Origin of the sequence: Paenibacillus sp. FSL H8-0168 (assembly GCF_038592955.1) — a bacterium.
Taxonomy (GTDB): Bacteria; Bacillota; Bacilli; order Paenibacillales; family Paenibacillaceae; genus Paenibacillus; species Paenibacillus polymyxa_B.
On the sequence record NZ_CP151948.1, the window covers coordinates 1,849,424 to 1,861,373 of the forward strand.

General features: G+C 46.6%; 11 protein-coding genes. 8 read left to right on the forward strand and 3 right to left on the reverse strand.

The genetic code is table 11. From position 1 onward, the window contains the following. Positions 1 to 81: 81 nt before the first annotated feature. The 5 genes from yfkAB (at position 82) to MHI21_RS08565 (ending at position 4,096) form a co-directional block, all read left to right on the forward strand. Complete coding sequence (gene yfkAB / locus MHI21_RS08545; RefSeq protein ID WP_023987890.1) at positions 82 to 1,212, forward strand: radical SAM/CxCxxxxC motif protein YfkAB; 1,131 nt, start codon at positions 82 to 84, stop codon at positions 1,210 to 1,212. Positions 1,213 to 1,228: 16 nt separating this feature from the next. Beyond that, positions 1,229 to 2,578, forward strand: a complete 1,350-nt coding sequence (locus tag MHI21_RS08550; RefSeq protein ID WP_023987891.1) for a hemolysin family protein — start codon at positions 1,229 to 1,231, stop codon at positions 2,576 to 2,578. Positions 2,579 to 2,817: 239 nt separating this feature from the next. Next, positions 2,818 to 3,042 (forward strand): spore coat associated protein CotJA, encoded by a 225-nt coding sequence (locus MHI21_RS08555; protein ID WP_165176009.1) that lies wholly within the window; start codon positions 2,818 to 2,820, stop codon positions 3,040 to 3,042. A gap of 1 nt (position 3,043) precedes the next feature. After that, positions 3,044 to 3,493, forward strand: coding sequence for a spore coat protein CotJB (locus MHI21_RS08560; protein WP_342419822.1), 450 nt, complete (start codon positions 3,044 to 3,046; stop codon positions 3,491 to 3,493). 33 nt (positions 3,494 to 3,526) lie between these two features. Next, positions 3,527 to 4,096 (forward strand): manganese catalase family protein, encoded by a 570-nt coding sequence (locus MHI21_RS08565; protein ID WP_061831696.1) that lies wholly within the window; start codon positions 3,527 to 3,529, stop codon positions 4,094 to 4,096. A gap of 270 nt (positions 4,097 to 4,366) precedes the next feature. Here MHI21_RS08565 and MHI21_RS08570 read toward each other — a convergent pair whose 3' ends face one another. Beyond that, positions 4,367 to 5,440, reverse strand: a complete 1,074-nt coding sequence (locus MHI21_RS08570) for a glycosyltransferase (protein ID WP_235307956.1) — start codon at positions 5,438 to 5,440, stop codon at positions 4,367 to 4,369. A gap of 425 nt (positions 5,441 to 5,865) precedes the next feature. Here MHI21_RS08570 and MHI21_RS08575 point away from each other — a divergent pair, with 425 nt between their 5' ends. The 3 genes from MHI21_RS08575 (at position 5,866) to MHI21_RS08585 (ending at position 10,147) form a co-directional block, all read left to right on the forward strand. Beyond that, on the forward strand, positions 5,866 to 8,673 hold the full coding sequence (locus MHI21_RS08575) for a bifunctional glycosyltransferase/class I SAM-dependent methyltransferase (RefSeq protein WP_342419823.1): 2,808 nt from the start codon (positions 5,866 to 5,868) through the stop codon (positions 8,671 to 8,673). 25 nt (positions 8,674 to 8,698) lie between these two features. Beyond that, positions 8,699 to 9,361, forward strand: coding sequence for a class I SAM-dependent methyltransferase (locus MHI21_RS08580; RefSeq protein ID WP_341161859.1), 663 nt, complete (start codon positions 8,699 to 8,701; stop codon positions 9,359 to 9,361). An 84-nt stretch (positions 9,362 to 9,445) separates the two neighbouring features. After that, a complete protein-coding gene (locus MHI21_RS08585) occupies positions 9,446 to 10,147 on the forward strand; it encodes an HAD hydrolase-like protein (RefSeq protein WP_081112510.1) in 702 nt (233 codons plus the stop codon). A gap of 102 nt (positions 10,148 to 10,249) precedes the next feature. On the opposite strand, the gene MHI21_RS08590 is transcribed toward MHI21_RS08585, so the two are convergent. Further along, positions 10,250 to 11,440, reverse strand: coding sequence for a YheC/YheD family protein (locus MHI21_RS08590; protein WP_341161858.1), 1,191 nt, complete (start codon positions 11,438 to 11,440; stop codon positions 10,250 to 10,252). Continuing rightward, positions 11,422 to 11,937, reverse strand: coding sequence for a GNAT family N-acetyltransferase (locus MHI21_RS08595; RefSeq protein ID WP_061831701.1), 516 nt, complete (start codon positions 11,935 to 11,937; stop codon positions 11,422 to 11,424). Before MHI21_RS08595 ends, MHI21_RS08590 begins: the two co-directional genes overlap by 19 nt. Positions 11,938 to 11,950: the final 13 nt, after the last annotated feature.

Consider the following 11,950-nt stretch of genomic DNA (forward strand, 5'->3'; position numbering starts at 1 on the left):
AAGTATGCAGACACTTTACACATCATGATATGATAATTATACGTCTTTTGAGGTTAATAACAGAAATAAGGTGAAAACATAATGACAGTTCTACAAAATAACACGCTACCCCAAATATCGCCAACCTATGATCCGTGGGACCCGATTGTCTCACTGCGTACACATGGTCGTCATTTGCTTACGAGTGTGGAGATGACCGTAACGCATCTATGTAATATGCGCTGTGAGCATTGCGCTGTTGGCGATATGCTGGTTATGAAGGAGGCCCCTTTCCTTCCGCTAGACCTAATGCTGAAGCGCTTGGATGAAGTCGAGCATCTGGAGACGATCAGTATTACAGGCGGGGAACCTGCCTTACTCGATAAAACAGTGGATGAAGTGATCGTTCCACTGTTGAAATATGCCAAGGAGCGCGGTATTCGCTCGCAAATCAACTCCAATCTGACGTTAGATATTCGCAGATATGAGAAGATGCTTCCTTATCTGGATGTGATGCATATTTCATTTAACTATTTGAATGCGGACGATTTTTATGAAGTGGGTTTTGCAAATACCGGCCGACCGACTCCACGTGCGGGTGCTGTTCGCCTGTATGAAAAAATGATGGAAAATGCCCGCAGATTGAGTGAAATGGGGATGTTCATTTCAGCTGAATCCATGATTAACTATCGGACACACACGAAGCTGGAGGGCATTCATCAATTAATCAACGAAATGGGATGCCGACGGCATGAGGTTCATCCAATGTACGCGTCGAATTTTGCCTCTGCTTTGCCTGTGCTTTCACTCGACGACATGCGGAACTCTATCCATAAGCTGCTGGATGTACGTAATCAGGACATGTGGATGTTGTTTGGCACATTACCGTTCTTTGCTTGTTCGGATCGGGAAGAAGACCGCAAACTGCTTCGACGCTTGCGTCAGGAACCGAATATTACGGTGCGTAATGATCCGGACGGAAGAAACCGTGTGAATGTGAATATGTTCACGGGTAGCGTGTATGTGACAGATTTTGCAGACATACCGGCTTTCGGAAATATTCAGGAAGATAGTCTGGACGATATTTTTGGTGAATGGCTGAATGAGCATCCGCTGAATCAGACTGTAAACTGTCATTGTGATGCCGCTGCCTGTTGTGGACCAAATCTGCTCGTGGCGGATATGTATTACAAAGGAATAGACTTTAAATCAAGAAAAGCATTACAACTATAGAAATGGGGAGTTCGTATTGGATGGTCATACCGAGTTTCATTGGGGATTGCTAGCTGTGAATCTCCTCTTGGTACTGCTGCTTGTCTTTCTAAATGGTGTATTTGTGGCCGCAGAATTTTCGCTGGTCAAAATGCGCCAATCCCGATTGACGCAGCTCCAAAGCGAGGGTCATCGCCTGGCAGGCTATGCGCTGAAGGTGAACCAAAAGTTGGATGCTTATCTGTCCGCCACCCAATTGGGCATTACGCTGGCTTCATTGGGCTTGGGTTGGATTGGAGAGCCAGCAATATCCGGCTACCTGATAGAGCCACTCATGCACAAACTCGGTGTAACTGACGGTACACTGATTACAACGGTATCTGTTATCGTCGGATTTTGTGTAATTACCTTTTTGCATATCGTATTAGGGGAACTGGCGCCAAAGTCCTTAGCGATTCAGAAGACCGAAGGTGTGGCGTTGTTTTTATCGGCGCCATTGCTGCTTTTTTATAAGGTCTTTCTGCCTGTGATCTGGGTATTGAATGCTGCGGCAAACTTACTGTTGCGTGCATTCGGCATTCAGCCGGCGAGTGAAGCCGAGGCGGCTCATTCGGAGGAAGAGATTCGTATATTGATGAATCAGAGCGCCAAAAGCGGTGTGATTGATAAGGACGAAATTAAGCTGATGGATAATATTTTTGATTTTTCCGACTTGCTTGCCCGAGAAATCATGCTGCCGCGTACAGATATGGATTGTTTGTACACGAATTTGTCGTTTAAGGAAAATCTCAAGATCATCAGCGAGACCAAGCATTCCCGTTACCCGGTAGCGGTTGAGGATAAAGACCAGATTATCGGTTTTGTCCATATTACGGATCTTCTGCTAGCTGAGCAGGGAGAGCAACTGGATCTGGCTTCGGTGGTACGTCCTATTTTGAATGTGCCTGAGTCCATGGAAGTGAGTCACGTGCTACGCCTTATGCAGAAAAAACATTCCCAAATGACTCTCGTGGTAGATGAGTACGGCGGAACGGCCGGGCTGCTGACAGCGGAGGAAATTTTGGAGGAAATCGTCGGGGATCTCTATGATGAATTTGAGGATGAACGCCCGAGTGTTGAAATGAAGGAGAACTTCATCTCTGTGGACGGTCGTATGCTCATTGAGGATGTCAATGATTTGACTGGAGTGAACATTGAAGACGACGAGGTGGATTCCATCGGGGGATGGCTGTTCAAGGAATTGGAGGGCATTCCGGTGAAAGGGAAGAAAATTGAGTTTTATAACCTTACCTTTGAGGTGGAGGAAGCAACAAGGCTTCGCATAATGAGAGTGAAGATTCACCGCAAGCCTGAGCCTGTGATTGAAGATGAGCTTTCTACCGATTGATTCCTAATCCACAGATATAGGTAAGATCAGTTCAGGTATGTAAGTTATTATAGAGTGCTGAAGAAAGAGCTTTTAGATCCACATACCGTGGTTTTAAAGGCTCTTTTTTGATTAGAAATAGTTCTATGGTTATTTTCTTGAACAATTATTTTTATCTGTGATTTTTTGTTCGAGACTTGGGCGATGCGGCATATGTTGAATAGTAAAACAGATGGATCAATCAAAGGAGGTCCCGGCCCGTGAAATTTCCACAGCAAGGTGAGTATGTCCCGTTTGTCGGCCCGTTCGATCCGTGTCCGCCCGTTCTGTGTAAGACTTATGTGCTTCCGCCAAACTTGTTTATACAATTTCAGCCCCCTGGTCTACCACAATTCAGTCCAGATGAGGCGCTGACGAAGGGAACGCTATGGCCTTTGCTTTACAGCCCTTATGAGCCTAGGAGAAACCAGGGGGGAGGCGAATAGAATGGAGAATCCAAATCAGGGTAAGTCCCCATTCCAGTTCCAGCAGCAAAATCAGCATGAGAGCGGACAGCAACAGCCGAATCCATATCAAAGCCCTTATTCAAATCCGTATCCATACCAGAACCAGTATCAGAACCAAACTCAGGGCTATAGTCAAGCCGGAAACCCGGCCCAAGGTTGCACGCCCCAAACCAAGCCAGTTGATGCCCAGTTTTATGCGTTGCTGGAGAAGCTCCAAGCGGTGGATTTTGTGTTGGTGGAGCTGAATTTGTATCTGGATACGCACCCAGATGATTTACAGGCTATCGAACAGTTCAATAAGCTGACGCAGGAAAGAACGGCGATTGCTAACGAGTATCAGATGCTATATGGGCCTTTACAAAATTTTGGCCGTGCCTATTCCAAGTATCCTTGGGAGTGGAGTCAATCCCCTTGGCCGTGGCAGGTCTAGGTAGGTATAACCTTTTATAAAGGAGGAACATGAATGTGGGTATATGAGAAAAAACTGCAATATCCCGTACGTGTCAGCAAATGTGATCCTCATATGGCCAAACTGCTTATGGAGCAGTATGGTGGAGCGGATGGCGAACTGGCAGCGGCATTGCGCTATCTGAATCAGCGCTATACGATTCCCGATAAGGTAATTGGCGTACTGAACGACATAGGCACGGAGGAATTTGCGCACCTTGAAATGATTGCGACTATGATTTATAAGCTGACCAAGGACGCGAGTGTGGAGCAAATGAAGGCAGCTGGGCTAGGGGAATATTACGCGGCGCACGATCATGCGCTATATTATCAAAACGCAGGCGGGGTTCCTTTTACAGCGGCCTATATTCAAGCCAAAGGCGACCCGATTGCCGATCTATATGAGGACATAGCGGCAGAGGAAAAGGCTCGAGCTACATATCAGTGGCTGATTGATCTGACAGACGATGTGGATTTGCAGGATAGTCTGAAGTTTTTGCGTGAACGTGAAGTGATTCATTCGCTGCGTTTTCGTGAATCAGTGGAAATTTTGAAGGGGGAAAGAGACCGGAAGAAGGTGTTCTGAGAAAGTTTTATACCATCAACGGTTTAAATTGTTAGCTTGTTCTATATATTATTACAAATAGGAAAGGCCATCTGCAAGCCTCAAGTGCAGGTGGCCCTTTTTTATTTTTTTACATTCACCTATCCCCTAATATTAATTACTTGGAACGATGGATTTTTTGGCCGTCTGGACTAGAAACTGTGCTTTAATACAAAGCAGAGGATAGCCTTCCTCAATATTTAAATAAGCAGCCCATCAAAGGAGAAAATTCCATAACCACCGATAGAAAACTTATTTTTGTTCTAGCTGTGCAAAATACTGCTCGTTGTATAAGACGCTTGGATGAGTAGGATGGTGCAACTGAGCTATGCGATGATGCGATTTTGCCTTTTCAATGTCGCCGATTCGGTCGTAACACAGGCATAATTGCAAGTGTGGAAACCAGGTATAGTACGACGAATTGGTTAAGGCCATTACATCTTGTGGGGGCTCTATCAGCGTCGCCTGACGAAACCAGTAAATGGCTTGAGTATACTGCTCATCTTCAATGAACAAATTGCCAAAGGCACAGCAGAACTGGGCGCGTGGTACATCGAGGTTGAGTGTGCGAAGCAGTGCCATACGCTGTTCCTGTTTTTGACCCTGGTGAGCGTAGCAATCTGCCAGCTTAAAGCAAGCAGCAATCCGATCCTCAATCCATCCTTGATCGAGCCCCAGATAGTGTTCGTACTGCTGAATGGCTTCTAGTATGCGTCCGTTATCATATAGTTCATTAGCGAAGTAGTAGTGATCTCGCTCAGAAAATGCAGTGCCTTTCTCCCGGTGCTGGAGATAAATATGTAAATTACGGTCAGTGTAGGCACGTGTCTTTTTATGAGTCACTGCCATATTGCTGTGAAAGGTGCTGCCAGTCACATTCAGGAATTCGTGCACAAAGCCGATCCATCTGAATCTACGATCACGCCGTACCATTCGGTTTCTTTTGAGCTTATGCAACGGCTGCCCCTGTTCATCTACAGATAGTACATAATCCATCGTAATGCTGTCATAGGAGACGGTGGCTTGTTTTTTCCAGTCTAGAAATGCCAGTCGATCTTGCTCCTCTAGGATGTCATCAGCATCCAGCCAAAATTGATATTCCTGTGTTGCCTGATCAAACGCATAATTGCGGGCTGCGGAGAAATCATCGCACCATTCAAAATTGTATACCCGAGCATTGAACGATGCAGCGACCTCTTGGGTACTGTCTGTGGAACCAGTATCAACGATAATGATTTCATCTACTAGGTCATGGACTGATTTCAGACAGGTATGAAGGGCTTCTTCTTCATTTTTGACAATCATACATAAGCTGACAGTTACCATGCTCTTTGTCCCCCCAAAAACTTGGTATAATCTCCATTTTATTAGGATAGCTTGCTCATTATGTAGTAATTCCTATGGATCGTTTAGAGGATGTGTGATGATCATAAATTCAATCTTGCTCTAATAAATTAGAAAATCAAAGTCTGATATGAAGAGGAGGAGATTGTGCAAAATTCGATATTATCAAGTGCGACCGGGAAATAAATTTGATGGCTAAATGTAGTTAGAAAACCGGTAACAGAAAAAAAGGCAGAACTGGATGGTAAGATTGTATTTTTGTATTGATGTCGTTTTCATTGATATTTCCAGGTGTAAGTCCATTCATACTACGCTCACTCCCATATCGCTTGGTCGCAATTATGGTATGTCTTAGGACATGGAGGAGAACGGTTTATGAGGCTTCTACCTGATGGAGGCGTTGGATCATGCGTATACTAATTGGTAGCCCGGTGCACCAGAAACCGGAAATATTGTCTTTGTTTCTTCAAGCTTTGGAGCGACTGGAGGCACCTGACGTGCTGCCGGATTATTTATTTGTCGATGATAATGACAATCCGACTTCAAGCCAATGGCTTGCCGATTTTTCCAATCGGCTGCCGGGCAGGGTTTTACCCTTGTTGACAGGCTCACAGCAAGTAGAGAACCGAAGTGATGAGCACACTCATTATTGGCCGCCTGCCCTCGTCTGGAAAGTGGCTGGCTTTAAAAATCGTCTTATTGATTATGCACTTCAACATAATTATGACGCGCTGTTTTTGGTCGATTCTGACCTGATTCTCCATTCCCGTACCTTATGTAAGCTGGTGGAGGCGGAGAAGGACATTGTATCTGAGATTTTCTGGACACGCTGGCAGCCGGAGGGACCTCTATTGCCTCAGGTGTGGGTTAGTGATGAATATAATTTGTTCCATCGTGAAGAAGGCGAAGTGTTGTCGGCAGAGGAGAGAGCACAACGCGAGTTGCATTTCATACACCAATTGCATGTTCCTGGTTTGTACGAGGTGGGTGGTCTAGGCGCTTGCACCCTAATCCGCAGACGTGCACTGGAAGCAGGGATTCACTTTGGTAAAATCAAAAACGTTTCCTATTGGGGAGAAGATCGACATTTTTGTATTCGAGCAGCTGCATATGGATTTCCACTTTTTGTGGATACACATTATCCGGCGATGCATCTGTACCGGGAAGCGGACCGAATGAAGGCAGAGCAGCTATTATTCGCCCTAAAGTATTTTACAACGAGTGCTGTTCATACGGACCATTCAGAACATTTAGCATATCTGGATCACTCCGATACTCCTACTAACTCTCCTGCCTTCAATCGTTCTGCATCATCAAGCCCCTCTAAGTTCCCTGAACCTCCTGTTATACCGTATGATCTCCGTGAGTCAGCTGTCTTTGCCAAGTACACTGCAGATTCTTTTGTTGTACCACAAACATTCTCTGGTCCACGACAAAGTGAACTTCATACGCCGCCTGTCACCAAACCCAAATTGACACTGACTATGACGGTATACAATGAGGCAGATCGCAAGCTCATTGACGTGCTGCGGAGTCATCGGGAATATATTGATGAAGCGGTCATTATTGATGATGGCAGTCAGGATGATAGCGGAGAGTTGTGCCGTGAGATCCTAAAGGGAATCCCACTGCGTTTAATACGCAATGAAACAGCTTCTTTTACCAATGAATTAGAGCTGCGTAAGCAGCAGTGGAGAGAGACGTTGGCTTCCTCTCCCGAATGGATATTAAATATGGACGCTGACGAAATGTTCGAATCCCGTTTTGCTCAAGGGGTACATTCGTTGTTAGCGGGAACGAAAGCCGATACGATTTGTTTCAGGTTGTTTGATATGTGGTCTTCCACGCATTACCGCGATGATGATTATTGGCAGGCTCATCGGTATTACCGTCCTTTTTTGATTCGATATAAGGAAGGGTTCTCTTATAAATGGAAGGAGCAGTCCTTGCACTGTGGGAGATTTCCCGAAAATGTGCTTGACCTTCCCAGTGAAATCAGCAACTACCGCATCCAGCATTGGGGATGGTATACACCTGCTATTCGCATGGTCAAATTTCAGCGGTACCAGTTGCTTGATCCAAGCGCTCGTTATGGCTGGAAAGAGCAATATGAATCTATTTTGGACCCGAACCCCCGACTCACGCTTTGGGTGGATCAGGACAACATAAATGTAGAAAAAGAAACTGCACTAGAATATGAAGCTGCCCACCAGGTGAACGACATGGATGTTGCCGAGATTTCGAGTGTCCAGGTTATTGATAATTCCGATCTGCAAATAAAAAGTGAAACCAAGGACTTACTTTATAGTAAATGCAAACTGTGTGGCTCATCTGACACGGCAGTATTTCATAGCTATGAACGCTTTACCTTGATGGGATGCGGTTCCTGCGGATTGGTTTTTCGTAATGATGTGGATCATATACGCCCAGAAGATATGATTGCAGAGATTTATAATACCAAATGGGTTGCTATGCGGGATAGTGCAGCAGCGTCAACTTATGGAGATCATGCCCTTTTTGGACTCATGCTGCTGGATATGTTCAGTACCGGTAAAGGAAAATTGCTTGAGATTGGATCAGGTACCGGAGAATTTATCCATGCTGCCCTTCAAGCCGGCTGGGATGCAGTGGGCATTGAACCTTCCATAGACTCGCGTGCTTACGCCAAATACAAATATGACGTGGATTTATTGCCGGGTTACTGGGGCGATGAAGCCGAAGAAGATACTCAAACCCAAGAAGCACATGAAATACAGGAATTGAATGAAGTAGAAGAAGCCGAAGAAGATACTGATTTACCACTGGATCACAAATACGAGGCCGTAGCATGCTGGCATGTGCTGGAGCATATTGCGGACCCAGTTGCATTTTTGACAGATTTACGCGAACAGCTTCAACCTGACGGGACGATCTATATTACGGTGCCCAACAAAAATTCGTTCACCAATGAGGCTTATGGCGTTTACTCGCCTTTATTTACGGAGGAAGATCATTTGTATCATTATTCTGAGCATACGCTTGCGCTCTTACTGGCAAAGTCCGGCTTGCGCCCGGTGGCTTTGTTCACCCGCCAGCTTCCCTCTGGTTTAGATGCCTTGCTGCAAGCCCATCCTTTGTACGGTGAGCTTACCCTTACGGAGCAAATGGGATTGTTGGCCAAACTTCAAGGCGAGAAACGGGGTCATGAACTGTGCTGTGTCGCAAGGGTAATTTAGTCATCCCCAAAAGGAGGCAGTATCCATGAACATGTCTGATCCGTATCTGTCTCGCTTTTTTGTATATTCTGACCCCAACTCCTCCAACATGATTTACAGACTCCCCCAAAGCTGGTGGAGTCGCCCCTATGAGTATGAGTGGTGTCTCCAATTTATGTCTGGGCAAGATACAGTACTGGACGCAGCATGTGGAATCCCTCATCCATTCAAATTTGAGTTGGCCCGCCGTTGCGCTCAGGTCTATGCCTGCGATCTGGATATACGGATCGTTTCCGTGGATGCCATTTTGGCCGAGGTGCGGCGGGATATCGGAGAGGAGGCTGCCGAGCGCATTCAGGAGATTTTACCAGTTCGTCTCCACTCCGCACATGCCAATCTGACGGCTCTCCCCTATGAGGATGCCAGTTTTGACAAAATTGTATGTATCTCGGTACTGGAGCATTTAACGCCTGATGAATCTTTGGCAGCCTTACGTGAATTTCACCGGACTTTACGGGATGATGGAATGCTTCTGCTGACGTTTGATTATCCTACAGTGGACTTATCAGCGATGGAGCAATGGATAGAGCAAGCGGGATTTTCGTATTGGAATGGTGTGGATCTCAAGCTTCCACGGAGTGCTTTACACACGGATATGTGGGGCGGTCTGCATTGTTTTAGGACTGTTTTAAAAAAATATAAGAGTTAGCGGTATGCGCAATGAGGTTTACACGGACCTCTCTTATTGCTTATCATGAGAGGGGTTAGAGTTGTAAACCTACATAGGAAAGGAATGACTGATAACTACATGAACAATGCACCTGTGTTGAAGAAACCTGAGGCTATGGTATTTGATATGGACGGTACACTTTTTCAGACGGAGACGCTATTGCTTCCTGCGTACCACAAGCTGTTTGATACGCTGCGCGCTGAAGGGCTTTATGAAGGAGAGACTCCTCCCGAGGAGCTTATTTTGAATAGTTTGGGTATGTTGCTGGATGAAATCTGGAGAAGAGTGATGCCGGAAGCCAGCGAAGCGGCCCACAGAAGAGCGGACGAGCTGCTGCTTCAGCTGGAGCTGGAGGGATTGAAGAGCGGAAGTCATGCCCTGTATCCACATGTAAAAGAAACACTCCAGTCCCTTCATGAGCAAGGTGTCCGATTGTTCGTAGCCAGTAACGGCCTGGAGGATTATGTAAAGGGGATCGCTGCTGCGTATGAAATGGTTCCCATTTTTGAAGGACTGTACAGCGCTGGGGAGTACAGCACGCTTTCCAAAGTGAATTTGCTGGAAATTCTGTTGAGCAAGCACGATATTTCGAATGTATGGATGGTAGGAGATCGCTCCTCAGATGTGGAAGCAGGCAAAAAGAACGGACAGACGGTGATCGGTTGTGCTTATGCTGGATTTGGCGTGAACGATGAGTTGAAGGGGTCTGATGCGATTATTACGGACTTTACGCAACTGCTTACACTTTATAAAAACGCCGAGTAACTGTGAAACACAGGTTAATGGTTATAAATAGGCTTGACGTACCATATAAATAAAACATGCTAGCACTGTCGGACAGACGAAAAAGAAAGGAAGGCAGCCACTTTACGCGGAGCCTTCCTTTGTCTTATTCTCAGTCTTACTCTCTGCTTTATCTTCTGTTTTATCTTCTGCTTTGTAGTCCGTCTGAGGCTTTGGATTAATTTGTGTGTGGTAGACCCACAAGGCATATTCCATGGGCTTGGCGATGGAACGGCGATAGGTATCTTTTTCTCCAATACGTGAAAATACCTCGCGGGCTGGTTTCGGGTTGACTTCCAGCACGTATATATGACCGTCCTTATTAATTGCCAAATCGAGCGCAAGCTCGCACAATGCCCCGTAGCTTTCTTCCAGATACGCAGCGATGTCCAGTCCGAGTTTTTCCCCCTGCTTGATGATTTTCTCTCTATGGCCCTCATCACGAATCCATTGCGTCAGCAATTGGTTCATCGGTACCGCCTTGCCTCCACCATGCAGGTTGGAAGTGACACTCCGATGTGCCCCGATTCGCCCGGCGCATCCGGTTAGCTCCCATACTCCTTGGCTATTTTTCTGTACCAGCATACGGTAATCATGGACCCTGCCATTTGGCAACTGCACAGGAATGCCTTCCTGAACAATGTAGTTATCCATGTTCCAGCTGCTCAGACGCGGCTCCAGACGGTCTAGACGTACCCGCTGCTGGGGAATAATATGGCGTTTGCGATTGCGGCCTTCAATCAGATACAGGCCCCCTTGCTTGTTAACAGGTTCAATACGTAAAATGCCGCGTCCTCCCGTACCGTTAATCGGCTTGAGGTACACTAGTGAATTCTGTTTGAGCATCCGTTTTACACTATGAAATCCATTGAACAGCTCTGTTGCAGGCAAATGGGGGCGAAAGGCAGACCTTCTCGCAAGCTGCTGATGAATGACCCACTTGTTACTCAGCGGTCGGTTTAAATATACAAGGTCTGTATACTGCAATCGAAACTGCTTCAACTGACGATATCGCTCACTGCGCTGTACCCGGCAACGGTCGAAAATCATATCTGGGAACTCTCGCCACTTTCGGCTCCATTTTCCGCTGTGTGGATCATAGATTTGGGCAAGGAGCAGCCTTCGATCCTTATGGACATCTGCAGGAGTGAATACATACATATCCAGTCCCAGTCTTTTCCCTTCTGCAATCATGCGCTCATATATGTCGCGTTCCTCCAATTGCTTCTTGTTGTTCAAATACAAGGTCATGATGCCTAGGACAGGTTTTGGCACAGCATTCCACCTTCCTCTGCCGTCTGCTTATCTTGGGATAACTCCCCGTGAAATATCAGCGTGGGTTTCCCGGTCGGTCCAGTCGTCATTTCATGCGCAACCAGTCCAGCGCGGAAACAGGTTTTGAGACTGGCCATATTGTCGGCGGCTACGCTGCACGTCAGACGGCGCAGCTGTTTGAGCTGGGCGGACAGCAGTCTAGCGCCCAGTCTGCGGCCCCGGTAAAGCGGACGAACAATTACGATGCAAGCATCCTTCCCGTAATTTAGAGCGAGGGAAAATCCTGCAATCCGCAGCCCCTTCTCCGTGCGCACATATGCGCACAGGAGGGAGGAACCAGGGGTGTTCAATTGCTCGGGCGTCAAAACAGCCAGCTGCCGCAGAGCATTACGAGTAATGCGCATGCCCCCTGAGCTGCGGGCCAAAAACAGTAACTGTCGTCGTCTCAGCAGCCAGCTCCGGGCAGGCAAATGTTGAACATCGCTAATTTGCGGCATGATTCCACTTCCT